Raw genomic sequence first — 23,812 nt, forward strand, 5'->3', positions numbered from 1 at the left:
AGAGGGCGAGCAACACGTCTCGTCGTGTCTGTCGCTGCACGAACGGTCAGTCGTCCCCTATAGATTTAGTTAGGGCCCAGCTAATCAGCGGATAGCGACCTGTCCGCGATAATCATGGCTACATAACTGTCGACTGGGACGAAGTATGGAGCGTTTGAACGTACCTTCGGTCGCCACCGAGGCCGGTGCTGGTACAAAGGCAAGATAGTTGGTCGCGCGTGGCTGACGCCATTGCATGACCGACTACTTCGAGATCCACGAGCGCGACAGCGCCGCGCGAGTGGGTGAGTTACGCCTCGCCGACTCCGTGACGACGCCGGCGCTGGTCGACGACGTGGACACAGAAACGCCGGGCGACTGCCGGCACGTCCTCGACGACGCCGGAAGCCGCTGGCCCACCGAGCAAGACGCCCCCGATGGCGACGACTCGCTGCTCACTGTCCTGCCCCACCGCGGACTCCCCGCTGGCACGCCGGACGAAGTCGCCGAGGCCTTCGCCGTCGACTATCCCGACGTGTCGTTCCCGAGCGCGGCCGTCGTCTCGCCCGATACCGCGACCGACCACGGCAGTGACGCCTACGTACTCGCCGGCGCGCCCGGCTACGTCGGGCACGCGTCGGCGTTCGTCGACGCCGTCACGACCGTCCGGGAGGCTATCCCCGCCGACACCGCGCTCTACCTGCCTGGCGTCGCCACGCCGCGAAACGTCGCGACGCTCGTCTACGCCGGCGTGGACCTCGTGGACCCCGACCGCGCCGTCGTCCGCGGGACTGAGGGTCGGTATCTCACGACCGACGAGGCGTATTTCCTCGAAGACCTCGACGAACTCCCGTGTGCCTGTCCAGCCTGCCAGAAACCGCGTGAGCAGTTCGACCGCGAGGACTGCGTCGAACACAACGTCAACGCCCTCGCTGCGGAACTCCGCCGCGTCCGCCGCCGCATCCGTGACGGTAGGCTTCGGGACTACGTCGAGGGACAGGCCAGACAGGACAACTGGCTCACTGCGACGTTCCGGCGACTGGACCAGCAGTACAGCTACCTGGAGGAGCGCACGCCGCTCATCCGGCGGGCCGACCTCTCGGCGGCCAGCGACGACTCGTTGCGTCGCGTCGAGATCCAGCGCTTCGCCGAGCGCGTCACCGACCGCTACGTGCCGCGCTTCGACGACCGCCCGCTTGTGCTGGTCCCCTGCTCCGCGCGCAAACCCTACAGCGACTCCCAGAGCCACAAGCAGTACCACGACGCGATCAAGTGGCGCGCCCACGTCGTCTCGATGACCTCGCCCATCGGCGTCGTGCCCCAGGAACTCGAACTCACCTACCCCGCCCAACACTACGACTCCGTGGTGACGGGCAACTGGACCGCCACCGAAATCGAGTTCGTCAGCCGCGTGCTTGAACGGTATTTAGAAGGCACCGACTACCCGAAAATTATTGCCCACGTACCCGGCGAAGGCTACCGCGACATCTGCGAGCGCGTGGCCGACTCGCTGGGCCGGGAGTTCACCTACACAGTCACCGACCACCCGACCACGGCGGATTCGCTGGGGAACCTCGCTGCCGAACTGGAAGGCTGGGACCGCTATCCGAAGCGGGAGCGCGAACACAACACCATCCGCGCCGTCGCGGACTACCAGTTCGGCGAGGGCGCGGGCGACGAACTGTTCGACGATCTGTCGACGCAGGGCCGGTATCCGCAACTGCGCGCCGACGACGCCGACGGCGAGCAGCTGGCGGCGCTGGCCCAGCAGTACGGGGTCCTCTCGCTGACCACCGCCGGGGCGCGCCGCTGGGTCGAGAGTGACGTTCACACCAAAACGGTCGAAATCGAGCCGTTCGTCCCCCACGGCTCGGTGCTTGCACCGGGAATCACGGACGCAAGCGACGATATCCGCGTCGGTGACGACGTGGTGATTCAGGGCGACGCGGCCTTCGGTGTTGGCCGCGCCCAGATGAGCGGCCCGGAAATGCAGTCCTCGACGCGGGGCATCGCCGTCCAGATGCGCCATACCGAAGAGCAGTAGCACCACTGACCGACGCTGCATCTGACCGTCCGACTTATCTGCCGAACGGGAGAACCGCCAGTATGGACTGGTCGGGATCCCGCCGCTACCTGCCCGCTGTCGGGTTTTCGCTGTTATTACTCGTCACCTCGCTTCTCCCGGTTCCTGAAGGGGCGGGCGAGCAGGTCCCAGCACTCCTCGGTTTTAGGCTGGACAAGTGGGTTCACGCGGCGAGTTACGGGCTACTGGCGGCACTGCTCGCGTGGGGTCGACAGGCCCGCGATGTGACCACAGTTGTGGCACTCGTGACCGTCTCCGTCTGCTACGGGGCGGGAGTCGAACTGCTACAGGGGCTCGTCCCGTCACGCGGTGTGAGCGGTACTGACTTCGTGGCCAACGCTGTCGGGGCCGTTTTGGCCGGACTGGCGTGGCTCGTGGCCCACCGCTCCGGCGCACTTTCGGACCGAACCGACCCACGATCCCGGCAGTAACGAAGCGGCTTTACGCGCTCATCGGCTACCTCGCCGCAATGAGCAAGCCCAGTCCCGAAGTCTACGAGGAGGGCAAGGGCATGGACGCCCACAACTCCGTGATGCGTGACATCAGGTCGCGCAACGACTCGACCTACGACCCTCGTGAGCCGACCCGCGTGTGGCTCGACGAGGACAACACGCCGGACGGCGTCTACCAGAGCCTGACCATCATCCTGAACACCGGCGGCTGCCGGTGGGCGCGTGCCGGCGGCTGTACGATGTGTGGCTACGTCGCCGAAAGCGTCGAGGGCGGCAGCGTCGCCCACGAGGACCTCATGGCCCAGATCCAGCACTGTCTGGACCACGAGAGCGAGAACAGCGACGACAAAAGCGGCCTCATCAAGATCTACACCTCCGGGAGCTTCCTCGACGAGCGCGAGGTGCCGGCGGAGACGCGCCGGGCCATCGCCGAAACCTTCGCGGACCGCGAGCGTATCGTCGTCGAGTCGCTGCCGGACTTCGTCGACGAGGAGACAGTCGGCGACTTCGTCGATGTGGGCCTGGAGACGGACGTAGCCGTCGGCCTCGAGACCGCAACCGACCGCGTGCGCCACGACTGCGTCAACAAGTACTTCGACTTCGCCGACTTCGAGGAAGCCTCCGAGGCGGCGCAGGCGGCCGGCGCTGGCGTCAAGGCGTATCTGCTGATGAAACCGCCGTTCCTCTCGGAAGCCGAGGCCGTCGAGGACATGAAGCGGTCCGTACGGCGCTGTGCGGCCGTCGAGGGCTGTCACACTGTGTCGATGAACCCCTGTAACGTCCAGCGCTACACGATGGTCGAGGAACTGTACCACGACGGCGGCTACCGACCGCCGTGGCTCTGGTCGGTCGCCGACGTGCTGGAGTCGACCGCAGACGAGGATGTCATCGTCGTCTCCGACCCGGTCGGCCACGGCAGCGACCGCGGCCCGCACAACTGCGGCGAGTGTGACGACAAGGTCCAGCGCGCTATCAAGGACTTCGACCTCCGACAGGACCCGTCGGTGTTCGAGCAGGTGAGTTGCGAGTGCGAGGCGACGTGGGACGCCGTCATCGAACGTGAGAAGAGTTACTCGCTTCCGCTCGCTCGATAGGCCCTTCGACCCGGAGAACCCGTGTGACGGCCTGCCGACCAACGTTTATCCGTCTTTCGCGCCTAAGACTGTTCGATATGACCCCGAACGGTGACCAGGACAGGCGCAGTTTCAATACACGCGGGACGGTCGCGGAATGTGACCTGTGTGGCGAACGGCGACAGTGTATCGACGATGGGATGGTTGCCTGTAGTGCCTGCCAGTCCGAGCTGCTGCCGTCTAACTGGGGTCTCTGAGGCGCCCCTTCGAAGTCACCGTGTTTCACTCGCTTACGACGACTCATCTGGCCCCGACTGTTCGATAGCGGGAATGACGCCGACGGTCGCGGTTGCCTTGAACGAGGCGACGAGTTCCGCGCCCGTGGTGATGTCGAGTTTGTCGAGGCTCGTATCGGTCACCACCGCCGACAGCGTCGTGTCCGGGTCGACTGCCAATGCGACCAGCGCGATAGAGGCACCTTCGTCGATACGCTCGACGGTGCCCGCAAACTGGTTCCGCGCGCTCGTTCCCGCCGGTTCGGGCGCAGCGGGCGGTGCGTTCAGCGTCACCGTGTCGGCGCGGATGCCGACTTCTACGGTGTCGCCGGCTTCGGCGTCGGTGTCGACGATGGCCCGGACCGTTCCCGGCGGCGTCTCGACGGTCGCCAGTTCGCCGTCGCGGTCCACGACGGTCCCTCGGAGGACCGTCTCCGCTGTCGTCGCCACGCCGTCGAACTCGGCTTGCAGGCGCTGAAAGCGGGCCAGCAGTTGCTCGGCGGTGTCCGTGAGCTCGCTGCCGCCGCCACCGCTGCCGCCGCGACTGCGGTCGACTAGCGGGCCGAAGGCGTCCTCCAGTTCGACGATTCGGCGCTGGGCGTGGGCGTAGGACCGGCCGAGCGCGTCAGCAGCGGCGTTCAGCGACCCGTGGGCGGCGACCGCCTGCAAGAGCGTCCGGTCGCGGGCAGTCAGCGCCACGTCGCCCTGCCCCAGTTGCACTTCGACGTCCGCGGTCGCGTCCATACCGCCACATGACCGTGCCGTCACAAAGGCGTTGCCGCGCGGAACCTATGAGCCCGCTGAGGCCAGTGTGACAGACATCACCATCAACAATTAAGAACCCTGCCGCCGTCGTTGTGTCCATGTCGATGCAACGCCGACGCTTCCTCGCATCACTTGGTGCCGCCTCCGTCGTCGGACTCGCTGGTTGCGCCGGCGAGAGCAACACCAGCGAATCAACGGCGGCACAGACAGACGGTGGAGGGAACGGACAGTCCGGTGGGTCGCAGACTGGCTCGGGCCAGATCGGTGACGGCGAACTGGTCCTTGCCACAACGACGAGTACCTACGACACGGGGCTTCTCGACGCACTCCATCCCGTGTTTGAGGAGAACTACGGCGTGACGATGAAGACCATCCCGAAGGGGACCGGCGCGAGTCTCCGGACGGCACGGGATGGCGACGCCGACGTGATCCTCGTCCACGCCCGCAACGCCGAGGACAAGTTCATGCAGGACGGCTTCGGCGTCAACCGCCGGGACGTGATGTTCAACGACTTCGTCATCGTCGGCCCGGAGGACGATCCGGCGGGCATCAACGGGATGGGTAGCGCCACCGAGGCGTTCACCACCATCGCCGAGAGCGAGTCGACGTTCGTCTCGCGGGGCGACGATTCCGGGACGAACAAGAAGGAACTCATCATCTGGGATGAGGCCGGCACGGACCCAAGCGGCGAGTGGTATCGCGCTGTCGGCAAGGGGATGGGCGATACGCTTGTGCAGGCGAGCCAGACCGGTGCGTACACGCTCGCCGACCGCGGGACCTACCTCTCGATGCAAACAGAAATCGACCTCGTGATTCACGTTCAGGGACCATTGAACGACGGCCCGGTCATCCTCAAGAACCCCTACGGCGTGATGGCGGTCAATCCCGCGAAATACGACGACGTGAACTACGAGGCGGCGATGGCCTACATCGGCTTCCTGACGAGCCCGACCGGCCAGTCGATGATCGCCGACTACACCGCCAACGGCTCGCAGTTGTTCTTCCCCAACGCCATCGCCGAGGAGCCGAACTTCGGCCAGTACGTCCCGCAGGGGTACACGGCACAGCAGGCCAGCAGCCTCTCACCGCGCGACAAGGAGTATCTCTACTGGGTCGACGAGCAGGTGCCGGCGGACTACTGACCCCGATGATTCCACTGCAAGCACAGCTCCCGGACGGCGGCTGGACGTACGTCGTGAGCATCGTCACCGTCTCGCTGTACGTCAGCCTCACCGCCGTCGGTCTTAGTACGCTGTTCAGCCTGCCCGTCGCGCTGGGTATCGGCTTCACCGATTTCCGCGGGAAGCGGTTGGTCACAGCCGTCGTCAACACCGGCATGGGGTTCCCGAGCGTCGTCGTCGGGCTAGTCGTCCTCATTCTTCTGTCAAACAGCGGCCCGCTGGGGAGCCTCGACCTCGCGTTCACCCCGCGGGCGATGATACTCTCCCAGTTCATCCTCGCGACGCCGGTCCTGCTGAGCGTCAGCCTCTCGGCGGTCGAGGGCGTCGACCAGTCGGTCCGCGACGCGGCCTACGCGATGGGCGGAACCAGAGTCGACGTTGGGCTGGCGGTCATCAAGGAGGCCCGTTTCGGCATCGTTACCGCCATTCTTGCCGGGTTCGGCCGGGCCATCAGCGAGGTCGGATCGATACTCATCGTCGGCGGCAACATCGTCTACAGCGACGGACAGTCCTACACTCGGACACTGACGACGGCGATAACAGTCGAGGCACGGCAGGGGCGCTACGAGGTCGGTCTGGTTCTCGGCGTAATACTCCTCGCGCTCGTGCTGGCCGTCAACGGACTGGGATCGTGGCTCAGGAATCAGGGCCGGGGTGAGCGCTCGGTATGACGCTCTCCGTGACCGAGGTAAATGCTGGGTTCGGCGGCTCGACCGTCTTCCAGAACGTCTCGCTGGCGGTCGAACCGGGGGAAGTCGTCACCGTCGTCGGTCCCTCTGGCACCGGCAAGACGACGCTGCTGCGCCTGCTTGCGACCTTTCGCCGACCCGACGATGGAACGGTCGCATGGGACGGCGACGATATCTGGGCGATGGCTGACGACGAACGATTGAGTATCCGCCGGCAGGTGAGTATGGTGTTTCAGGAGCCGAGCCTCTTCAACGCGCCCGTCCATCGGAACGTCTCCTACGGCCTGCGCGTCAGAGAACCCTGGCGAGCCCGAGTTCGCCGGAGTCTCGGCGAACTCGTCGGCTCGTCACGGCCCGCCGATACCGTTATGGCCGCGCTCGAAACGGTCGGACTTGCGGAATCGGTCGACCAGAACGCGCTCTCGCTGTCCGGCGGCGAGGCCCAGCGTGTCGCGTTCGCGCGGGCACTCGCCGTTGACCCGGCGGCCATGCTGCTGGACGAACCCACATCGAACCTTGACCCGTACAACACGGCGCTGCTGGAAAACGCCATCGAGCGGGCGCGGGACCGCGGCGTCGGCGTCGTCGTCGCCACCCACGACATGCACCAGGCGAAACGCATCTCGGACCACATGGCCTTCCTTCACGACGGCGAACTGGTCGAGACCGGCCCGCCCGAGCAGTTGTTCGAGGACCCCACCGACGCCCGGACGGCACGGTTCCTCGACGGCGAACTGCTCGTCGGTGACCGGGAAGGGTCGCGTGTACCGCAGCCGCCGACAGCGGACCCATAACTGGCGATTTCACTTACACTCCGGTAAGCGTGCGCTTATACGGCTTGACCCACAAAGCTGGACTAGGGACCGCCGGACTATGTCACACGCTCCGCTGGTCCCTTCCCCTTTGAAACGATCTCCGTAGCGGTGCGACTACGCGTCCGGTTCAGATCTTCTGTGAAACCACCGCAATGAAAGCCGAAGCTGCCGGTGTTACTCGGCGAAGCCCGTGAGCACGCCCTGGCCATCGGTCCGGCCCAGGTCCGAAAGCGTCGCCCGCTCGGGATGGGGCATCATGACGGCGACGTGGTCGTCCTCACCGGTGACGCCGGCCACACTGTGTTTCGAGCCGTTCGGGTTCGCCTCGGGGGACACATTGCCGTCCTCGTCGCAGTACTTGAACAGGATACGGTCTTCGGCTTCGAGTTCGTCCAAGCGGTCGTCGGAGATTTCATAGCGACCCTCGCCGTGGGCGATGGGGAGTTCGACGACCTCGCCGTCCTCGTACTGGCTGGTCCAGGGCGTGTCGGCGTTCTCGACGCGCAGGTGGACGTGTTCACACTGGAACCGGGCGCTCTCGTTGGTCGTGAACGCGCCGGGGGTCAGCGACGACTCACAGCCGATCTGTGCGCCGTTACAGATGCCAAGCACTGGCGTGCCTTCGCTCGCTGCCTCACGAACTTCGGCCATGATGGGCGAGCGGGCGGCCATCGCACCGGCACGGAGGTAATCGCCGTAGGAGAAACCGCCGGGGAGGACGACGCCGTCGACATCCTCGGGGAGGCCGTCCTCGTGCCAGACGAGTTCAGCGTCGAAGCCGAGCGACTCCAGAGCCTGCACGGAGTCGCGGTCGCAGTTCGAGCCGCCGAACTGGATGACGGCGATGGTCACGCGGGCCCCCTCCGTGAGACAGTACTGACCATTGCCGTCAGTTTCGAGGCGATGGTCATTCTGCCTGTGCCACCTCGATGTCGTAGTCGTGGATGGTGGGGTTCGCCAGGAGCCGCTCGGCCATCTCCTCGGCGCGCTCGGCCGCGTCCTCGGCGCTGTCGGCGTCGAGGTCCAGCTCGAACACGTCCGCCGAGCGGAGGTCGTTCAGGTCGAAACCGAGGCGTTCTAGGGAGCGCTGTGTCGTCTCGGCTTCGGGGTCGAGGACGCCCCGCTTGAGCCGGACGGTGACGGTCGCGGTAAAGGCAGTCATTACTGGCAAGCGAGCGGGCAGCGGAGAAAACGCTTGTGTTCTCCCGGCAGGTCACGTCCCGGCGCTGACCGGCGTCCAGTCGGACGGCTGGTCGGTCAGCCCTTTGACCCGGATGTCGAGGTCGCCCGCGTCAGCGTGCAGATACCGGTGGGGACTCGCGTGTAGCCGCTGGCGTACGTCGAGATCGGTCCGAGTGTAGCGCCGCGGCTCGCCGTCGGTACAGTACACTGCGCCGATAGCCCGCCCCTCCTTGTCCGTGATTCGCACGCCGGCGTAAGACCTGCTGTCGAGCCGTTTCAGTGCGTCAACTTCGGCGAAGCGAGGGTCCTCGTGGGTGGCCTCGGCGACCATCGCCTCGCCCGAGAGAATCGTGTGGGTGCAGATGGAGTCCTCGCGGGAGCGCGTCGACCGTCTCCACACGCTCGTCAGAATCCGGCTGGGCACAGAGTACGGTCGGCGAATCACTCATCACGGCCATATATACACGGAGCGACACACAAAGCGTTGGTGTCCACGCTAGGTGGAAAACGAAGGCTTTTGCCGAGGGACTGCCGACTCTGGGTCAAATGAATCACGACGCTGTCCGGAGGTGGGAATCGTGACGCGCGGTCTGACCGAGATTACGGTCGTCGGCGAGGACGATACGGGCCTCATCGCCGAAGTGACCTCGCTCCTGTTCGAGCGCAGCATCAACATCGAGGACCTCGACCAGGCCGTTCGGGAGGGCGTCTTCCGGATGACCATGCGCGTCGACACGTCCGAGATGGTGACGACGGAGGAGAAGCTCCGCGAGGACCTCACCGAACTCGGCGACGAACTCGGCGTCGACGTGCAGGTCCGGTTCCCGTCCGACCGCGAGACCCAGACCATCGCCGTCCTCGTGACGAAGGAGTCCCACTGTCTAGAGGCGCTATTCGAGGCCTGGGCCAACGGCGACCTCGGGGCCGACATCGAGGTGGTCATCGGGAACCACGACGACCTCGAACCGCTGGCGGCCAAGTACGACGTCCCGTTCCACGACATCGGCGACGAGAAGGGGACGCCGGACGAGGACCAACTGCTCGACCTGCTCGCGCAGTACGACGCCGACCTCATCGCGCTGGCCCGGTATATGCGCATCCTCTCGCCGGACGTCGTCTTCCGCTACGAGAGCCGCATCATCAACGTCCACCCGAGCCTGCTGCCCGCCTTCCCCGGCGCGTCGGCGTACATGCAGGCCATCGAGGAGGGCGTCCGCATCGCCGGCGTCACCGCCCATTACGTGACGACGGACCTGGACCAAGGGCCGATCATCACCCAGCGCGCGTTCAACGTCCCCGACGACGCCACCGAAGAGGAACTCCAGCAGATCGGCCAGCCGCTGGAAGCCGAAGCGCTCATCGAGGCCATCAAACTCCACCTCAACGACGAGGTGAACGTCCACCGTGGCCGGACGAAGCTTCGGGACCCCGAGGAGACCTCGGCCCAACTCGGCGCACCGGAGAAACTCGACCAGCTGAACCCCGACCGTCCCATCGACGGCCTCGGCGAGTTCGTCGCCGAGGACGACGGTGAGATCGAGGCTGACGACTGAAAACGCGCTGTACTTTCAAACAGCTCAGAGTTCGCCAGCGGCGCTAACGGCTTCGTCGAGCGACGGCGCGTCGAACACGTCGCCACCAATGTAGGCGTTCGTGCCGGCACAGTAGAGGTCGCGAGCGACCTGGATTACGTCCTCATCGAGCGGTTCTGGCGACTCCGCACAGAGCGATTTCCAGTCGGCGACGCTCTCCGCGTCGGCCTGCTCTTTGGCCTCGCTCACGGCTTCGACCCACTCGGGCTGGGTGCGCTTGTGGTACTGTCGGATGACCTCCTTCGAGACCTGCTGGCCCCCGTAGGAGAAGCGGTTCTCGTCGAACGTGCCGACCACGTCGGCCACGCGTATCTCCCCGTCGTAGTACAGGCACTCGATTTTCCCGTCCTCGTGGACCAGATCGGCCTCGGCGGCCTGCTGGGTGACGATGTGGTTGACCGCCCGAGCCAGTTCTTCGAGGCGGTCGATGCTGGCCGTGCCGGCGATCCGGTCGGCTGCCTCCCGGTCGAGATACCGGTCCTGCTCTTCGTATTTCGTCGAGAACTCCACGATGGGCTCGTCGAGGTCGACGACCTCTTCGGGCCAGGTGTCGTAGTCGAGCCCGTGGTCGGCGGGCTCGGTCCGGGACCGTAGCGACGACCCGACGCCGACGCGGTTCCGGAAGACGATCTCCAGGGGAATGAGGTAGTTCTCGTCGGCAGCCCCGTGGTATGCGTCGTAGTCGTAGCGCCCGTCCTCGAAGGGGAGGTCCGGGACCTGCGTGAGTTCGATGACCATCTCCTCGGGGGCGGCGTCGGCCGACAGCGCCTCGCCGAGGTCCAGCACCTCGTCGCTGTCGGGGAGCCTGACGCCCTCGTAGTGTGTCGGGACGTGGTTCTCCTCCAGCAGTTGGAAGTTGTACGCGCCCATCGTACACAGCGACGCGCCCTTGTCGGGGATCCGGTCCGGCATCTTGCCCCAGTCGAACACGGAGTAGTCGTCCGTGAACACGAACGCGCCGCGGCCGAGGTCTTCGGCCGTCGCCGGTTCGTCCACGCGGAATTCCTTGACGCTCGTCATTGTGCCCGCCTTTCGGGCCGGGGACAAAGACGTTTCTCATACTGTCGGCTGTAACTATTGTGAGATGTTCGCGGTGGCGAAATTCGTCACAGACAGTATCACTCGCGCTCGGAAGGCAACGTTTTCCGTCGGGCTGTCGACTGACCTCCTGATGGCTACCAGTCTGTTGGTCGAGGCTGCGATCATCGTCGCCGCGACGGCAGCGATCTGGAAAGGGAGCGACTGGCTCGAATCCGCGAGCGAACGGCTCGCGACGTACTACGGCCTCCCGGAAGTCGTTCAGGGCGCAATCATCGTCGCCGTCGGATCGAGCTTCCCGGAGGTCGCGGCGGTCGTGCTCTCGGCGCTGGACGGGTCGATGTCTCTCGGTGTGGGCGCAATCGTCGGCTCGGCGATTTTCAATATTCTCATCATCCCCGCAGTCGCGGGCATCGCCACGGACGACGAACTCGAATCGAGTCGGACGCTCGTCTACAAGGAGGCGCAGTTCTACATGCTCGCCGTCTCAGTCCTGCTCATCACGATGGCGCTCGCGGTCATCTACTATCCCGGCGAGGCGACGCTCACGGGCGTCATCACGCGGCCGCTGGCAGCGATTCCGCTCGCGCTCTACGGACTGTACGTCTTCATCCAGTACCAGGACACGGCCGACCACGACCCGGGGGAAGACTGGACCGCCGGTATCTCTGTCGGGCGGCAGTGGCTCTTTCTCTTGCTCGGCCTCGCGGTTATTCTCGTGGCGGTGGAGAGCTTGGTCCACTCCGTCAAAGTCATCGGCCGGGCCGCCGGCGTGCAGGAGTTTCTGCTCGGCGTGACGATTCTGGCGGCGGCGACGAGTCTCCCCGACACGCTCGTCAGTGTCAGAGCGGCCCGCGACGACCGCGGAGTCACGTCGCTCGCGAACGTCCTCGGCTCGAACACGTTCGACCTGCTCGTCGCCATCCCGCTCGGCGTCTTCATCGCCGGCGCGTGGACCGTCGATTTCGCGATGGCCGTGCCGATGTTCGGTGTCCTGACCGGGGCGACGATTCTCCTGTTCACCGCCCTCCGGACCGACCTCGTGTTGAGCGAACTCGAATCCTATGCGCTGCTCGGCGCCTACGCGGTATTCGTCGCCTGGATCGTCATCGAGACTGCGGGCTGGGTCGGCGGCGTATTGCCGACCTGATCTCTCTTCCGGAACTGCAGCCGCTTGCGTCCCGAAACACGGGGACCTGTCGACCTTGTGGACCATGTGCGTACCCATACGTTTTTGACCGTTCTTTCCCTCCTGTCCAGCAATGCCGGACGTCCCAGAGACCGTCGGTACGCCGGACGGCTCCGTCGAGTTCGAGCACCGTCCGACGACTGCCCAGTCGTTCGAGAACGCGCTCGCCAAGGCGAGAAACGGGACGCGACTGACAGTCGACGACGCAGTCGAACTCCTCACGACGGGCACCGACCGGGACGGCATCGACCACTACCGGAAAGAGCAGGTACTCGAAGCGGCTGACCGACGCCGGGCGGAGGTCGTCGGCGACGAGGTCACCTTCGTCGCGAACCTCAACAACAACGTCACGACGGCCTGTAACACCGGCTGTCTGTTCTGTAACTTCAAGGACCGCTCCGAGCAGTTCCGCAGCGACTACCAGGAGGACCACGGCGGCTTCACGAAGACGCCGAGTGAATCCCGCGAAATCGTACGGGACGCCCTCGACCGCGGCATCTACGAGGTCTGTTCGGTATCGGGGCTCCATCCCGCGCTCGCGCTGGACGACGAGCACCGGGAGATACTGGAGACGAGCGACCGCGGCGACCTGAACTACCGATCGCCCGACGAGTACGAGAAAGACCCGGCCACCTACTGTGAACAGATTCGGGCGATGAACGTCGGCGACGTCCACCTCCACTCGATGACGCCGGAGGAAGCCTATCACGCCCGCCGCGGCACCGACTGGTCCTACGAGGAGGTGTACGGTCGCCTCCAAGACGCTGGCCTCGACAGCGTGCCCGGTACCGCCGCCGAGATTCTCGTTGACGAGGTCCGGGACGTCATCTGTCCGGGCAAGATCGGGACCGACGAGTGGCTCGAAGCGATGGAGGCGGCCGCGTCGGTCGGCCTCGACATGACCTCGACGATGATGTACGGCCACGTCGAGAACGAGCGCCACCGCGCGCTGCACCTGCAGCGCATCCGCGACCTGCAGGACCGGACCGGCGCGATCACGGAGTTCGTCCCGCTGTCCTTTGTCCACGAGGAGACGCCGCTGTACGAGCGCGGGATGGTCGACGGCGGCGCGTCCATCGACGAGGACGAACTGCTGATCGCCGTCTCACGGCTCTTCCTCGACAACGTCGACCACATCCAGTCCTCGTGGGTCAAATACGGCGACACGCAAGGGCTGAAGATGCTCACCTGCGGCGCGGACGATTTCATGGGAACCATCCTCTCCGAGGAGATCACCAAGCGCGCCGGCGGCGACTACGGCGAGTTCCGGTCGTTCCAGGAGTACGCCGACATGATCACCGCCATCGGCCGGACACCGGTCGAGCGGTCGACGGACTACGAACAGCGCCGCGTCATCGACCCCGACGCCGACGTGCTCGGCCCGCAACTCGGGCCACAGGCTGACGGAACGCCGTTGCTCGACTGAAGTAGTGGACCACGGCTGGGCACTGGCCGTGGTCGACGTGGTAGAGTATTCTGCCTGGCACTGCTGTCAGAGGCACGTCCAGGCATGATATGTATTGGTGTGCCAGTACATGTGTAGCTACGGCCTAGTCGACTAGGTGAGTAGTGTCCAGGATCCGTTCTGACCGTGACGGCTGTTCATGCGCAGAGGCCACGGGATCACACGCTCGCCGGATTCACGCCACGGTCCAGTATCGACCGGAACCGTTCGCCGTCGTCGTCCTCAGCCTCGATAGCCGCCTCGATGGGCTCCGAGAGCCAGCCGTCATCGACGAACCGGTCGTAGACGGGCAGCCGCTCTGTCAGGGGCACCTCGGCGGCGTCGGCGACGGCCGTCAGTTCCTGCAGCGCGGGCCACTCGTACTCGGGGTTGATGTGGTCCACAGTCACTGGGGAGACGCCGCCCAGGTCGTCGATACCGCAGTCGGTCAGGTCCCGGGCGGGCGCGAGGTTCGGCGGAACCTGTACCGACACCTCCTCGGGAAGCGCTGCGCGAGCCATCGCCGTTACCCGGCGCATCGTCGCCAGGTCGGGAGAGCCGCCCTGCCAGCGCTCGTTCTCGACGACGGGCTGGACGATGACCTCCTGGATGTGGTCGTAGCGCTCGTGCAGTTCACGGATGGCGAGCAGGCTCTCGGCGCGGTGGTGCCAGTCCTCGCCGATGCCGACGAGGATGCCCGTCGTGAACGGCACACCGAGTTCGCCGGCCACGCGGAGGGTGTTCAGCCGCTGGCCGGGGTTTTTCGCCCGCGGACCGCCGTGAGCCTGCACCTCAGTGGTCGTCTCCAGCATGACGCCCATCGAGGCGTTCAGGTCGGCGACGTGGGCCATCTGTTCGCGCGTCTGGTCGCCCGGATTCGCGTGCGGGAGCAACCCCTCTTCCAGGGCGATTTCGCAGGCCTCCCGGAGGTACTCGTGGATGGAGCCGTGGCCCCACTCGGCGAGCTGGTCGTGGACGGCGGTGTAGCGGTCGTCCGGGTCGTCGCCGAAGGTGAACAGGGCCTCGGTACAGCCGGCGTCGGCCCCGCGGCGACAGGTCTCGCGGATCTCCTCGCGGTCCATCAGCTCCGCCTGCCCCGGCGGGTCGTAGTACGTGCAGTAGGTGCAGGTGTATCGGCAGGCGGTCGTCAGCGGCAGGAACACGTTCCGGCAGTAGGACAGCGCCGACGCGGCCTCGACGTCCCCGGGCATCACCGACAGCAGTCGCTCGATGTCGGCGTCCGGGATCTCGATGTCGATATCGTGCGCGTCCGTGCCGGGTATCACGTCCCGGGGTGTGCACCCCACGAACAAAAACCTTCACTCGCGGCTCACGGTGACACGGCCGTCTGTGAGCGACAGACTGAAACCGGCGTCAATGAGCCAGTCCGCGGCCGCGCCGTCGCTGTGTAGCAGCACTTCAGCGAGGTCGCCCGGTTCGTCGATGTCGGTCGCGAGCCGCCGAGAGTCAACTTCGGTAACGCTGGCTCCCACGTCCCGGGCAATCTGCCGGTGGTCACGTATCGACGCGCCGTGGTAGTCGACCCTGAACTCGGGGTGGCGACAGACGAAGGCGTTCGTCCCGCCGCCCAGACCCGGGGCCAGCACGACGTCGGCGTCGGGGGCGAGCAGTCGCTCGATACTTTTCGGCGTTACGAGCGGCAAATCCGCCATCACGACGGCAAGTGCGCCATCGCCGTCAGTCACTATCGACGCGAGCAGGTCGTTGACGAGCGGGTCGAGCCCGCGGTCGTCGACAGTGAGCGGTGCGGCACAGTCGAGCGGTGCCGTCGAGATAACGTCGGGTTCGTGGCCCGCCGCTGTCACTGCGTCGACGACGTCTGCAAGCATCGCTTCGGTAAAATCACGGCGCTCGTCGGGAGAAAGAACGGACGCAAGTCGCGTTTTGGGGTCAGACCCCGAGACGGGGACGACGAGACGCATTACAGCTTGGAGTACTCGTCCTCACTCATCTGGGTGTACGCGTAGTAGCCGCCACCGACCAGCAACAGGAGGACGATGAGTCCGCCGCCGACCAGCAGGAGCGTTCGCTGGGTCTGAGCGCTCTGCTGGGCCTGCTGTGCCTGACTTTCGGCCTCCTCGGCGAGGTCCTGGGCGTTCTGGAAGTTCCCGTTCTCGTAGGAGGAGATAGCGCTACTGACTAGATCCTCGGCGTCTTCGTTCCCACCGGCTTCGTCGATTGCGGCCTGCGCGTCGTCGATTGCCTGTCTCGCTGACTGGCTCTCTTCAGTGTAGTGGCGGGCGGTGTCGTTGCGGAACTCGTCCTCGTTGCTCCCGCTGATACGACTGAGAGAGGCGACCTGATAGTTCTGTGCCGGGTCGTACGTGTAGTTCGAGATGGCCGGCGTCGTGCCGACGAGCTCGACGCGAACCTGGTCCCCGTTATTGTCGATCTCCAGGTCCTGCTCGAAGGACTGGTCGCCGTAGGTTTCCTGGCTCACCTGGCTACCCGCACGCAACACAGTGACCGTCCAGCTAACGTCCTGGAGTTCGGTCGAGCCGGCGAGCGTCCACTCGTTCGGTGCGTCGGTGAACGGGTCGTCAATCGTGTACGTCACCGACACCTCTTCCTCGACGGCTGTCTCGCTCGGGACTCCCTCGGCAGAGACAGAGAACGCACTCGCTGTGCCGGCGGTCGCGAGCAGCGCGACAACACAGAGGAGTGCGGCGGTCTTGTTAGAACAGCGGATCAAGTTCATCTTCGTCGTCTTCGACTAAGTCCTCTAAGTTATCTTCGCTTTGGTTACGGATATCGTCGATATTGTCTTGGGCCTCGATGGCGACCTGCTGGAGTTCCTTGATGCGGGGAACGTTGTGGACGCCGGCCAGCAGGATGGACGCGGCCACTTTCGGGGCGTTGGTCGGATAGTCGCCACCGCGGACCTCCATCGAACCGGTCTGCTCCTCGAGCCACTTCCGGCCGCGCTCTATTCCCTTTCGATTCAGGTGCTCTGGCGGCCCTGCCATCACGAGCAGAGCACGCTCCGCACCTTCGATCTCGCAGGGGAGCGTCAGCCTGCCGAGCGCGGCTTTCCGGACGAGCGACGTGATACGGTTCGTCGTGTTCGCCGTGTCCATCCCGTCGTCAGACGAGTCGTCGCCCTTGAACCGCGAGAGCAGGCCGCCGCCGCCGGAGGATACCTCGACGTCTTCGGAGGCGTAGCCGACGGTGGACACGCCGCCGCCGTCGAGCGTGTTGATGATCTCGGAGGAGTCGACGACGCTCTCGGCGACGTTGTCGCCGGCCTCGATCTCGCCGGCACCGAACAGCACGCCGAAGCGCCGGACGATCTCCTCGTTGATGTGGTCGTAGCCGCCCTCGACGGACTCGCCGGTCTGTCGCCAGGCGTCGTTGTCGAACACCATCAGATTGTCCACCTCGCGCACGAACGTCTGGAACGACCGAGCGGCGTTGAGGGTGTAGATGCCACCCTCGTCGCTGCCCGGCAGGACGCCCAGGCCGTACACCGGTTCGGTGTAGATGCGCTTGAGGTGTTTCGCGACGACCGGCGACCCGCCCGACCCCGTCCCGCCGCCGAGACCGGCGACGATGAGGAAGGCGTCGACTTCGTGAACAGGGATGTTGTCGATAGCGCCCTGTACCTCGTCGATATCCTCTTCGGCGATTTCCGCGCCGAGTTCGTTGTCTGCGCCCACGCCGTGGCCCTTAACGCGGGCCTGGCCGATGAGCACTCGATTCTCTTCCGGAATGTGTTCTAGCCCAAGCAGGTCTGCTTTCGCTGTATTGACCGCAACAGCCGAGCGGACGATTCCCGAGCCGGTCTCCTTGTCGTACTCGAGGAATTTGTCCACAATTTTGCCCCCGGCCTGCCCGAAGCCGATCATCGCCAGTTTCATTATATAGTTCTCCGCTTAAAGGGTCAAAGAGCGATAGCGAGTATAAGTGTTTTGCCCGGATCTCAGCCCTGAAAGCCAGGATTGAAAATCAATACTATCCAACACAACACTCTTTAGGGGATGGCTACTGCCGGCGCTTATCCGCTGAGGTATCCGCTGAGTGTCGTTAGAGAGTCACTACTGACTCCGAACGCGTCGATTTCGTTCGTTGTCGGAGTGTTATCGAATTTGAGTGAGCGGTACTGGTCGGCACCCATCGGGAACCCGACGCTCCCCAGCACAGAGAGACCGACCTTCGCCAGCGGCATCGGGAGCGGGACGATGCTTACCGACGACCCGTCGGCATCATACACCTGATTGGTCACGTCTCTGAGCGTCAGCACTTCCGGCCCACCGATTTCGTAGGTCTCGCCGACGTGTTCTTCGGATTCGATACTGTTGACGAGCATCGGCACGAGGTCACCAACCCAGATGGGCTGGAACTTGGTTTGCTTTCCGCCGCCGGGGAGCGGGTACAGCGGGACGCCCGGCGCGAACATCCCCTTGAGGCGCTTCGTGAAGGAGACGAACTCTCCGCCCTCGCCGAAGACGACCGACGGCCGGAAGATGGTCCAGTCCAGCGAAGACTCCGTAACGACCTGCTCGGCCCGACCCTTCGACCGGATGTAATGCGTATCGCCATTGGGGTCCGCACCCAGCGCACTCAACTGGACGAACCGGTCGACGTCGTGTTCTTCGGCGGCTTGCACGCTGTTTTCGGTCCCGCCGAGGTGGATGCGTTCGTGCATCTCGTCGCCGCCGTCCGGCTTGAACAGGGGCGACAGTGCGACCAGGAAATACACCGCGTCCTGGCCCTCGAACGCGCTCTCGATGCTGTCGTACTCCGTGACATCCCCGGCAACAGTTTCGACACCGCTGGGAAGCGTCGCATCTTCCGGTGACCGGGACAACGCAGTGACGGTGTGTCCCTGGTCGTCGAGTTCGCGGCACAGGTGTTGCCCGATGAATCCAGTCCCGCCGACGACAAGTACATTCATAGACTCCAGTACGGTCGGTAGAACCGTAAAGGTGGGCGTGTTTGTTCGGCTGACCGGTCCGCAGTCCGGCCACTTGTGTCAGCCTACGGATGCACTGTCCGGTCGGGGCGCTTACGTCCCCCCACACGGATTGTGAGGTATGCTCGTCACGCTCGAAGGATTGGACGGGAGCGGCAAGACGACTGTGTGGGAACGGCTCCAGAGCGACGACACTGTCCCCAGCGAGGCTGTGTTCACGCGCGAACCGACCGACACCTGGTACGGGGACGCCGTCCAGCGCTCTATCGACGACGACGACGCGGACTCGCTGGCCGAACTGTTCCTCTACACGGCCGACCACGCCGCACATCTCTCGAACACGGTCCGACCGGCGCTCAACGAGGACCGACTTGTCGTCTCCGACCGCTACAGCGACTCGCGGTACGCGTATCAGGGTGCGACACTCGAAGCTAGTGAGACGTTCGACGACCCGCTGTCGTACGTCCAGGAGGTCCACGCCCCCTGGACCCGTCCGCCGGACCGGACCGTGTATCTCGACCTCGATCCCGAAACCGCCGCACAGCGCAGCGGCGCGACGAACAAGTTCGAAACTGCTGACTATCTTTCGACGGTTCGTGACAACTACGAGCGACTCATCGACGCCGACCCGGAGCGGTTCGTACGCGTCGACGCGACCGCTGACCCGGACACCGTGTACGAACGCGTCCGAGCGGCGGTTCTCGATTAGTCCATCGACGCCGGCAGTTCGACCTCGTCGGGGGCAGGCATCCAAAAGTAATCGAACGTGATCCCGATAGCGAGCGGAATAACGACCGTCATGAGGATGACAGCCGTCTGACTCCCGAGATCCGCACCGAGTTTGAATACACCGCTCAATACGATGAGGATGACGACCATGACTACCGGACAGAGGAGCAGCGAGTAGACGATACTTCCCCACCGCGTGTGCAAACGGACGCGGAAAAAGCGCGTCATGAGCGCCGTCACAGCACTGTTGACCAGCACGATGACGAGCAGGCCGATAATACCGGCGACACTGACCATGTTCGACGTAGGGCGGCAAGTCCCTTTGCCGTGTCGGAACAACGTGACTCGCTCACTCTAAGCAGATGTACGTGCGCGTGTCAGCGACGCCGTTGAGATCACGGACGTGACCTGCGACCGACTGCATGATATCGTACACCTCCGTCCCGGTCGCTTCGGCGATGATATCGTACTGCCCGGCGACGATGTGTGCTTCGGTGATGCCCTCGGCGTCGCGAACTGCCGCAAGGAGTTCTTCGGATTTCCCGGCAGCGGTCTTGATCATAATGAACGCGCTAACCATATTGTGGTGTGTCGTGTCATAGCACGAAAAAGCTTCCGTCAGGGGACAACAACGGCTTTGTTGTTTGATAGCGTGGTCAAGGCGTCCGGTGGTTCCACCGGGTGGGTACTTTTATTCACCCCCGTCCCATAGGAGCGTGTATGCGATTCGTTATCGTGGGTGCAGGTCGTGTCGGACTGCGGACGGCTCGCGTCCTGCAAGAGAGTGGCCACGAAGTTGTCCTCATCGAGCGCGATGAGAACGCGGTCGAGCGCGCGCGGACGGCTGGCTTCGAGGTGATCGCGGGTGACGGCGCTATCGAGGAGACACTCGGTGGCGCCGACCTCGAAGCCGCCGACGCGCTCGGCGCGCTCACCGGCGACTTGAACGACAACTTCGTCGCCTGTATGATCGCCAAGGAACACGGCTGTCGAACCGTTATGCGCATCGACGAGGACTACCGCGAGGAGATCTACCGACGCTACGCCTCCGACGTCGACGAGGTCATCTACCCCGAACGGCTGGGCGCTATCGCCGCGAAGAACGCGCTGCTGGGCGGGAACATCCGCGCAGTCGCCGACATCGCACAGAACCTCCAGCTCGTGGAGTTCACCATCCAGAAGCAATCGCCGATGGAGGGGTACTCACTGTCGGAGTTGGAGCTTCCGTCGAATTCCCGACTGATGGCGCACGGGAAAGGCGAAGCCCCGCTCGCCATTCCCGGCCCGGACGAAACACTGGAGGCCGGTGACCGGGTCGTGATACTGGCCGACTTCGGGACGCTCTCTGACGTTCGTAGTATCGTTGTCGGTGAATCAGAACGCGCGACTGCGCTTGGAGGTGCCTGAACATGGTCATTGCCTACGTGATGGTCAAAGCCCACACTGGTGACGCGGACCGTCTGAAGGATGACATCGAAGCCGTCGACGGCGTTGTCGAGGCCCACATCGTCGCTGGTGACGTCGACTTTATCGCAAAAGTGAACGTGGAGACGCCCGCCGAAGTCAAGGATGTCGCAGCGACACACATCCAGGAAATCCAGGGTGTCGAAACGACACAGACCTATATCGCGATGGACTGAGGCTGGCTGTTACCCTGTTTCCATGCTCGACACGTACAGCTACAGCGGTGTCCCGCCGCGAGACCCCTCGCTCCCGCCGGTACTCGCCGAATCGAGCAGGTCAGCCACGACGCCAACGTAGTCGTAGCCGGGAATGACGCCCTCGACGTACGTCCCTTCGACGTACTCGACGAAGGTCTTGGCAACGTCTGCGGCTTGCCGTTCGCCGCCCATCGTGTACTCGAACGTGACGACGACCTGTTCGCCGTCCTCGACGACGCTGTAATCGTCCAGTTCGACAGATGTCCGGGTCGCTTTCGGCGCGTCCTCGAGCCGCCGCTCCAGCGTCTCGAACCAGCCGTCGATGACGGCGTCACCGACCTCGTCGCTTGTCGCGGCCTGTAGTGTCGGCGCTCTGACCGTCACCTCGTAGGTCGTCCGCCACTTTTCGCCCTCAGTTGCAGTCACGCGGCCGTCGAAGTTCGTCGTCTCGACAGCGTAGCTATCCCCAGCCGAGACGAGCGCATCGTGTCGGTCGAACGCTTCGGCAACGTCATCTGGCACATCAGTCATTACGCCGGTATAGGCCACAGACGTGCAAAAACGCGTCGTGTCCGGTTCGTCTCCGTTCGAATTGCTAGCCACTCGACGCTACCGTCTGAGCGCCACACCCGAACCTGTGACCGACGCAGCTGTGCCACATCTGTGCCAAGTCAGGCTGTCAAGTGTGTCACAGATCAGCGGCCAAAGTTGTCTCTTGTGGACTACTGTAGCGACTATCGCAGGCGCACAGCGTCCGGTGGCAATCTGCACCCCACTCGCATCGCTCCTCGTGTCCACTCGTCGCAGAATGCGAGGGATGGGATTCGAACCCGATGCAAATCCTCACCCCGTTCGGATTTCCGTGATTCGAATCCCACGATGACATTCGTTGCTCACGGATTGTTCGCAACAGAATGCGAGGGATGGGATTCGAACCCACGGACCCCTACGGGAGCGGGTCTTAAGCCCACCGCCTTTGGCCAAGCTCGGCTACCCTCGCGCAGATTGAACTCTGCGGGGGCTAGTGAATGGTCCTTTCGGTCTCGGACTGCGAGGTGTCCTATCGCGTCCCACCACAGTCAGGTCGGCGGAACTCGATAGCGACCGTGACACACTGATTCAGCTGTCACTTCCCCTCAGACACCCGCCCTACTCCTCGACTGGGAGCCTGTCGGTCGGGAGGAACTTCGTCCGGTCGGCGTGGTCGAACGTTGCGACCGGCGTCCCGTCCAGTTTCCTGAGCAACGTCTGGAACGTCGCACCGTCGTTCGCGGCGGTAACCGCGTTCCCGGCATCCTGGAGTTTGTACGCGCCAGCGATGAACAGCGAGGCGGCGTCCGGATCGAAGTACTCGACGGCCAGAAACACCTGCTCCCCGACCGTCCGCCGGTACACGTCGTACGCTTCGAGGGGGTTCGATTCGACCAGCCGCGTCACTTCCTCGGCCTTGTTACCCGGAATGACGAACACGAGTTCGAGTCCGTCACCGTCGTCGACTGTCTGCAGGCCCGCGTCCCCGGCCGGGACGACGACGGCCTCGCGGCCGTTAGCGCGCCGCTGGTCAGCCAGCGCCTGTGTCTCTTCCAGCGTCTGTTTCCACGATGCTTTGCGGTCGTCCGAACCGGCGGCAAGCCGTTCGAGGTCGTCTGTCCCCTCGCCACCTGTCTTAACCATATCCTGTCGTTACGCCCGCGGGAGGTAAATGGTGGTGTCACTGGACGCCGAAGACGACCTCCATGCTCAGTGAAAGCCCGAGGACGAACAGACTCGCGACGAAGAGCTTCACCGGCGGTGAGAGCCGGTCTTCGGGCGGGGCGAGCATGTCGAGTGGCGGCACGACGCGGGCCAACACCGACTCGAACGGCGTCCGCTCCCGCGCTGACACGCCGAACGACACGCCGGACTCATCAGACTCGTCGGAATCGAGGGACGGCGCGCGCCACAGGGTGATCGATGCGTAGCCGAACAGCGCGAAGCCGATAAAAAACAGCACGAACTTCACCGTCACCCAGCCACCGCCACGGAGCGGCGAGAGCACGCCACCGATAAGCGTTGCTGTGAGTGTGACGCCGAGGGCGTACCACAGCAGATCGAGTACCTTCCCCGCCAGGTTATCCATCGTGCGTGTCGTAGCCACGGCGACGCAGTTCTTCGCCGGGAGCGTCGTGGTCCGTCGCGTGCCGGTGACAGAAACTCGTCCGTCTGTCGTCGACATCGTAGTACTGCGGCGTTTCGGTGTCACACCGACTGCCGAACGCTTCCTTGAGGTAGGCCCGTGCAGCGTCGGGGTCTCCATCACTGAGATACGTCACAGCCTGTTCGACGTGCTCTCGCACGTCCGGCGGGAGGTCCACGTCGCTGAACTCCTCGTCGACGATCTCATCGCCGTCGGCCAACGCAGTCTCGAACCCGAGCCGTTCCTTGAGCCGCTCACCGATCGACTGTTCCGCGCGGGACCGCTCACGAATGACGTCACGGAACTCCCGGATACGGTCCCACACTTCGTCGCTAGCGTCTATGTCTTCGGGCCGAATCCGGACGGGACACCGCGTTGCGAAGGGGCACCCCTCCGGCGGGTCCCGTGGACTCGGCGGTGAGCCAGGCAGGGTAATCCGGTCCGCCTGGGCCGTCGGATCCGGTTCCGGAATCGCGGACAGCAGTGCGCGCGTGTAGGGGTTTTCCGGGTTCTGGAACAGCTGTTCCGTCGGCCCGACCTCCATGAGGTTCCCGAG

Annotated in this window: 28 protein-coding genes and 1 tRNA gene; 12 read left to right on the top strand and 17 right to left on the bottom strand. The window is 64.5% G+C overall.

All coding sequences use genetic code 11. The annotated features are described in order from the left end of the window. Positions 1 to 235: 235 nt before the first annotated feature. The 3 genes from arcS to AV929_RS04215 all read left to right on the top strand — a co-directional run bounded on the left by arcS (position 236) and on the right by AV929_RS04215 (position 3,608). Positions 236 to 2,023 (top strand): archaeosine synthase subunit alpha, encoded by a 1,788-nt coding sequence (gene arcS / locus AV929_RS04205; protein ID WP_064287547.1) that lies wholly within the window; start codon positions 236 to 238, stop codon positions 2,021 to 2,023. Positions 2,024 to 2,085: 62 nt separating this feature from the next. Further along, positions 2,086 to 2,493 carry a VanZ family protein gene (locus AV929_RS04210; protein ID WP_014039485.1) on the top strand — a complete coding sequence of 136 codons (408 nt, stop codon included), beginning with the start codon at positions 2,086 to 2,088 and terminating at the stop codon, positions 2,491 to 2,493. A gap of 38 nt (positions 2,494 to 2,531) precedes the next feature. Beyond that, positions 2,532 to 3,608 carry an archaeosine biosynthesis radical SAM protein RaSEA gene (locus tag AV929_RS04215; RefSeq protein WP_064287548.1) on the top strand — a complete coding sequence of 359 codons (1,077 nt, stop codon included), beginning with the start codon at positions 2,532 to 2,534 and terminating at the stop codon, positions 3,606 to 3,608. 269 nt (positions 3,609 to 3,877) lie between these two features. Here the strand turns inward: AV929_RS04215 and AV929_RS04220 are convergent, their stop codons facing one another. After that, positions 3,878 to 4,606 carry a TOBE domain-containing protein gene (locus AV929_RS04220; RefSeq protein ID WP_064287549.1) on the bottom strand — a complete coding sequence of 243 codons (729 nt, stop codon included), beginning with the start codon at positions 4,604 to 4,606 and terminating at the stop codon, positions 3,878 to 3,880. 119 nt (positions 4,607 to 4,725) lie between these two features. Here AV929_RS04220 and AV929_RS04225 point away from each other — a divergent pair, with 119 nt between their 5' ends. From AV929_RS04225 to AV929_RS04235, 3 genes are read left to right on the top strand one after another with little or no spacing between them, the layout of a single operon-like run. Beyond that, positions 4,726 to 5,769, top strand: a complete 1,044-nt coding sequence (locus tag AV929_RS04225; RefSeq protein ID WP_064287550.1) for a substrate-binding domain-containing protein — start codon at positions 4,726 to 4,728, stop codon at positions 5,767 to 5,769. 5 nt (positions 5,770 to 5,774) lie between these two features. Continuing rightward, positions 5,775 to 6,479 (top strand): ABC transporter permease, encoded by a 705-nt coding sequence (locus tag AV929_RS04230; RefSeq protein ID WP_014039489.1) that lies wholly within the window; start codon positions 5,775 to 5,777, stop codon positions 6,477 to 6,479. After that, positions 6,476 to 7,291, top strand: a complete 816-nt coding sequence (locus AV929_RS04235; protein WP_064287551.1) for a phosphate ABC transporter ATP-binding protein — start codon at positions 6,476 to 6,478, stop codon at positions 7,289 to 7,291. The genes AV929_RS04230 and AV929_RS04235 overlap by 4 nt, the downstream gene beginning before the upstream one ends. Before the next feature lie 195 nt (positions 7,292 to 7,486). Here AV929_RS04235 and purQ read toward each other — a convergent pair whose 3' ends face one another. Genes purQ through AV929_RS04250 form a run of 3 tightly spaced genes read right to left on the bottom strand, consistent with a single transcriptional unit; the run spans position 7,487 to position 8,918 of the window. Continuing rightward, positions 7,487 to 8,164 (bottom strand): phosphoribosylformylglycinamidine synthase I, encoded by a 678-nt coding sequence (purQ, locus tag AV929_RS04240; RefSeq protein WP_064287552.1) that lies wholly within the window; start codon positions 8,162 to 8,164, stop codon positions 7,487 to 7,489. 55 nt (positions 8,165 to 8,219) lie between these two features. Then, a complete protein-coding gene (gene purS, locus AV929_RS04245) occupies positions 8,220 to 8,474 on the bottom strand; it encodes a phosphoribosylformylglycinamidine synthase subunit PurS (RefSeq protein WP_014039492.1) in 255 nt (84 codons plus the stop codon). Positions 8,475 to 8,525: 51 nt separating this feature from the next. Continuing rightward, positions 8,526 to 8,918 carry a GAF domain-containing protein gene (locus AV929_RS04250; RefSeq protein WP_230458838.1) on the bottom strand — a complete coding sequence of 131 codons (393 nt, stop codon included), beginning with the start codon at positions 8,916 to 8,918 and terminating at the stop codon, positions 8,526 to 8,528. Positions 8,919 to 9,063: 145 nt separating this feature from the next. Here AV929_RS04250 and AV929_RS04255 point away from each other — a divergent pair, with 145 nt between their 5' ends. Further along, positions 9,064 to 10,047 carry a formyltetrahydrofolate deformylase gene (locus AV929_RS04255; protein WP_014039494.1) on the top strand — a complete coding sequence of 328 codons (984 nt, stop codon included), beginning with the start codon at positions 9,064 to 9,066 and terminating at the stop codon, positions 10,045 to 10,047. Between the two features lie 24 nt (positions 10,048 to 10,071). Here the strand turns inward: AV929_RS04255 and AV929_RS04260 are convergent, their stop codons facing one another. Then, on the bottom strand, positions 10,072 to 11,106 hold the full coding sequence (locus AV929_RS04260) for a phosphoribosylaminoimidazolesuccinocarboxamide synthase (protein ID WP_014039495.1): 1,035 nt from the start codon (positions 11,104 to 11,106) through the stop codon (positions 10,072 to 10,074). A gap of 151 nt (positions 11,107 to 11,257) precedes the next feature. Between AV929_RS04260 and AV929_RS04265 the strand changes: the two genes are divergently transcribed. Continuing rightward, on the top strand, positions 11,258 to 12,274 hold the full coding sequence (locus AV929_RS04265) for a sodium:calcium antiporter (RefSeq protein WP_050038269.1): 1,017 nt from the start codon (positions 11,258 to 11,260) through the stop codon (positions 12,272 to 12,274). Positions 12,275 to 12,386: 112 nt separating this feature from the next. Further along, positions 12,387 to 13,739, top strand: coding sequence for a 7,8-didemethyl-8-hydroxy-5-deazariboflavin synthase subunit CofH (cofH, locus tag AV929_RS04270; RefSeq protein ID WP_014039497.1), 1,353 nt, complete (start codon positions 12,387 to 12,389; stop codon positions 13,737 to 13,739). Positions 13,740 to 13,936: 197 nt separating this feature from the next. Here the strand turns inward: cofH and cofG are convergent, their stop codons facing one another. From cofG to AV929_RS04295, 5 genes are all read right to left on the bottom strand, one after another. Beyond that, entirely contained in the window at positions 13,937 to 15,043 is a 1,107-nt protein-coding gene (gene cofG, locus AV929_RS04275) for a 7,8-didemethyl-8-hydroxy-5-deazariboflavin synthase subunit CofG (protein WP_064287553.1), read from the bottom strand. Positions 15,044 to 15,076: 33 nt separating this feature from the next. Next, a complete protein-coding gene (gene cofC, locus AV929_RS04280) occupies positions 15,077 to 15,700 on the bottom strand; it encodes a 2-phospho-L-lactate guanylyltransferase (protein ID WP_014039499.1) in 624 nt (207 codons plus the stop codon). Then, positions 15,700 to 16,476, bottom strand: a complete 777-nt coding sequence (locus tag AV929_RS04285) for a hypothetical protein (protein WP_050007444.1) — start codon at positions 16,474 to 16,476, stop codon at positions 15,700 to 15,702. The genes cofC and AV929_RS04285 overlap by 1 nt, the downstream gene beginning before the upstream one ends. Further along, a complete protein-coding gene (locus AV929_RS04290; RefSeq protein ID WP_005536054.1) occupies positions 16,454 to 17,635 on the bottom strand; it encodes a tubulin/FtsZ family protein in 1,182 nt (393 codons plus the stop codon). Before AV929_RS04290 ends, AV929_RS04285 begins: the two co-directional genes overlap by 23 nt. Positions 17,636 to 17,772: 137 nt before the next feature. After that, complete coding sequence (locus AV929_RS04295; RefSeq protein WP_050007445.1) at positions 17,773 to 18,672, bottom strand: complex I NDUFA9 subunit family protein; 900 nt, start codon at positions 18,670 to 18,672, stop codon at positions 17,773 to 17,775. 139 nt (positions 18,673 to 18,811) lie between these two features. Between AV929_RS04295 and tmk the strand changes: the two genes are divergently transcribed. Beyond that, complete coding sequence (tmk, locus tag AV929_RS04300) at positions 18,812 to 19,399, top strand: dTMP kinase (protein WP_064287554.1); 588 nt, start codon at positions 18,812 to 18,814, stop codon at positions 19,397 to 19,399. On the opposite strand, the gene AV929_RS04305 is transcribed toward tmk, so the two are convergent. Both AV929_RS04305 and AV929_RS04310 read right to left on the bottom strand, forming a co-directional pair. Further along, complete coding sequence (locus AV929_RS04305; RefSeq protein WP_014039503.1) at positions 19,396 to 19,716, bottom strand: hypothetical protein; 321 nt, start codon at positions 19,714 to 19,716, stop codon at positions 19,396 to 19,398. The two genes, tmk and AV929_RS04305, sit on opposite strands and share 4 nt — an antisense overlap. Before the next feature lie 52 nt (positions 19,717 to 19,768). Further along, a complete protein-coding gene (locus AV929_RS04310; protein WP_008310913.1) occupies positions 19,769 to 19,999 on the bottom strand; it encodes an Lrp/AsnC family transcriptional regulator in 231 nt (76 codons plus the stop codon). A gap of 140 nt (positions 20,000 to 20,139) precedes the next feature. On the opposite strand from AV929_RS04310, the gene AV929_RS04315 reads away from it, so the two are divergent. Together AV929_RS04315 and AV929_RS04320 are read left to right on the top strand one after the other, a co-directional pair. Next, on the top strand, positions 20,140 to 20,826 hold the full coding sequence (locus AV929_RS04315; protein ID WP_064287555.1) for a TrkA family potassium uptake protein: 687 nt from the start codon (positions 20,140 to 20,142) through the stop codon (positions 20,824 to 20,826). A gap of 2 nt (positions 20,827 to 20,828) precedes the next feature. Next, positions 20,829 to 21,059: an Lrp/AsnC family transcriptional regulator gene (locus tag AV929_RS04320; protein ID WP_004593869.1), complete on the top strand. Its 231-nt coding sequence runs from the start codon at positions 20,829 to 20,831 to the stop codon at positions 21,057 to 21,059. Between the two features lie 39 nt (positions 21,060 to 21,098). Here the strand turns inward: AV929_RS04320 and AV929_RS04325 are convergent, their stop codons facing one another. From AV929_RS04325 to AV929_RS04345, 5 genes are all read right to left on the bottom strand, one after another. After that, positions 21,099 to 21,611 (bottom strand): DUF5813 family protein, encoded by a 513-nt coding sequence (locus AV929_RS04325; protein ID WP_050037541.1) that lies wholly within the window; start codon positions 21,609 to 21,611, stop codon positions 21,099 to 21,101. A gap of 384 nt (positions 21,612 to 21,995) precedes the next feature. Next, positions 21,996 to 22,080, bottom strand: a tRNA-Leu gene (locus AV929_RS04330). Between the two features lie 149 nt (positions 22,081 to 22,229). Further along, the gene (locus tag AV929_RS04335; RefSeq protein WP_014039507.1) at positions 22,230 to 22,754 is read right to left on the bottom strand and encodes a hypothetical protein; all 525 of its coding nucleotides are present in this window, start codon (positions 22,752 to 22,754) and stop codon (positions 22,230 to 22,232) included. Positions 22,755 to 22,791: 37 nt separating this feature from the next. Then, positions 22,792 to 23,199 carry a hypothetical protein gene (locus tag AV929_RS04340; protein WP_008310902.1) on the bottom strand — a complete coding sequence of 136 codons (408 nt, stop codon included), beginning with the start codon at positions 23,197 to 23,199 and terminating at the stop codon, positions 22,792 to 22,794. After that, positions 23,192 to 23,812, bottom strand: a 621-nt coding sequence (locus AV929_RS04345; protein WP_369802624.1) for an oligopeptide/dipeptide ABC transporter ATP-binding protein, incomplete at its 5' end; no start/stop codon positions are given. The genes AV929_RS04345 and AV929_RS04340, both read right to left, overlap by 8 nt.

It is taken from the genome of Haloarcula sp. K1 (genome assembly GCF_001647155.1).
Lineage (GTDB): Archaea > Halobacteriota > Halobacteria > Halobacteriales > Haloarculaceae > Haloarcula > Haloarcula hispanica.

Bases quoted from the DNA above. Each gene is read 5' to 3' on its own strand.
- arcS (WP_064287547.1), top strand. From the start codon at position 236: ATGACCGACTACTTCGAGATCCACGAGCGCGACAGCGCCGCGCGAGTG.
- AV929_RS04320 (WP_004593869.1), top strand. From the start codon at position 20,829: ATGGTCATTGCCTACGTGATGGTCAAAGCCCACACTGGTGACGCGGAC.
- cofH (WP_014039497.1), top strand. From the start codon at position 12,387: ATGCCGGACGTCCCAGAGACCGTCGGTACGCCGGACGGCTCCGTCGAG.
- cofC (WP_014039499.1), bottom strand. From the start codon at position 15,700: ATGCGTCTCGTCGTCCCCGTCTCGGGGTCTGACCCCAAAACGCGACTT.
- AV929_RS04235 (WP_064287551.1), top strand. From the start codon at position 6,476: ATGACGCTCTCCGTGACCGAGGTAAATGCTGGGTTCGGCGGCTCGACC.
- AV929_RS04285 (WP_050007444.1), bottom strand. From the start codon at position 16,476: ATGAACTTGATCCGCTGTTCTAACAAGACCGCCGCACTCCTCTGTGTT.
- AV929_RS04260 (WP_014039495.1), bottom strand. From the start codon at position 11,106: ATGACGAGCGTCAAGGAATTCCGCGTGGACGAACCGGCGACGGCCGAA.
- AV929_RS04290 (WP_005536054.1), bottom strand. From the start codon at position 17,635: ATGAAACTGGCGATGATCGGCTTCGGGCAGGCCGGGGGCAAAATTGTG.
- AV929_RS04295 (WP_050007445.1), bottom strand. From the start codon at position 18,672: ATGAATGTACTTGTCGTCGGCGGGACTGGATTCATCGGGCAACACCTG.
- AV929_RS04220 (WP_064287549.1), bottom strand. From the start codon at position 4,606: ATGGACGCGACCGCGGACGTCGAAGTGCAACTGGGGCAGGGCGACGTG.
- AV929_RS04225 (WP_064287550.1), top strand. From the start codon at position 4,726: ATGTCGATGCAACGCCGACGCTTCCTCGCATCACTTGGTGCCGCCTCC.
- AV929_RS04305 (WP_014039503.1), bottom strand. From the start codon at position 19,716: ATGGTCAGTGTCGCCGGTATTATCGGCCTGCTCGTCATCGTGCTGGTC.
- purS (WP_014039492.1), bottom strand. From the start codon at position 8,474: ATGACTGCCTTTACCGCGACCGTCACCGTCCGGCTCAAGCGGGGCGTC.
- AV929_RS04315 (WP_064287555.1), top strand. From the start codon at position 20,140: ATGCGATTCGTTATCGTGGGTGCAGGTCGTGTCGGACTGCGGACGGCT.
- AV929_RS04210 (WP_014039485.1), top strand. From the start codon at position 2,086: ATGGACTGGTCGGGATCCCGCCGCTACCTGCCCGCTGTCGGGTTTTCG.
- AV929_RS04310 (WP_008310913.1), bottom strand. From the start codon at position 19,999: ATGGTTAGCGCGTTCATTATGATCAAGACCGCTGCCGGGAAATCCGAA.
- AV929_RS04335 (WP_014039507.1), bottom strand. From the start codon at position 22,754: ATGGTTAAGACAGGTGGCGAGGGGACAGACGACCTCGAACGGCTTGCC.
- AV929_RS04340 (WP_008310902.1), bottom strand. From the start codon at position 23,199: ATGGATAACCTGGCGGGGAAGGTACTCGATCTGCTGTGGTACGCCCTC.
- tmk (WP_064287554.1), top strand. From the start codon at position 18,812: ATGCTCGTCACGCTCGAAGGATTGGACGGGAGCGGCAAGACGACTGTG.
- AV929_RS04230 (WP_014039489.1), top strand. From the start codon at position 5,775: ATGATTCCACTGCAAGCACAGCTCCCGGACGGCGGCTGGACGTACGTC.
- AV929_RS04215 (WP_064287548.1), top strand. From the start codon at position 2,532: ATGAGCAAGCCCAGTCCCGAAGTCTACGAGGAGGGCAAGGGCATGGAC.
- AV929_RS04325 (WP_050037541.1), bottom strand. From the start codon at position 21,611: ATGACTGATGTGCCAGATGACGTTGCCGAAGCGTTCGACCGACACGAT.
- AV929_RS04265 (WP_050038269.1), top strand. From the start codon at position 11,258: ATGGCTACCAGTCTGTTGGTCGAGGCTGCGATCATCGTCGCCGCGACG.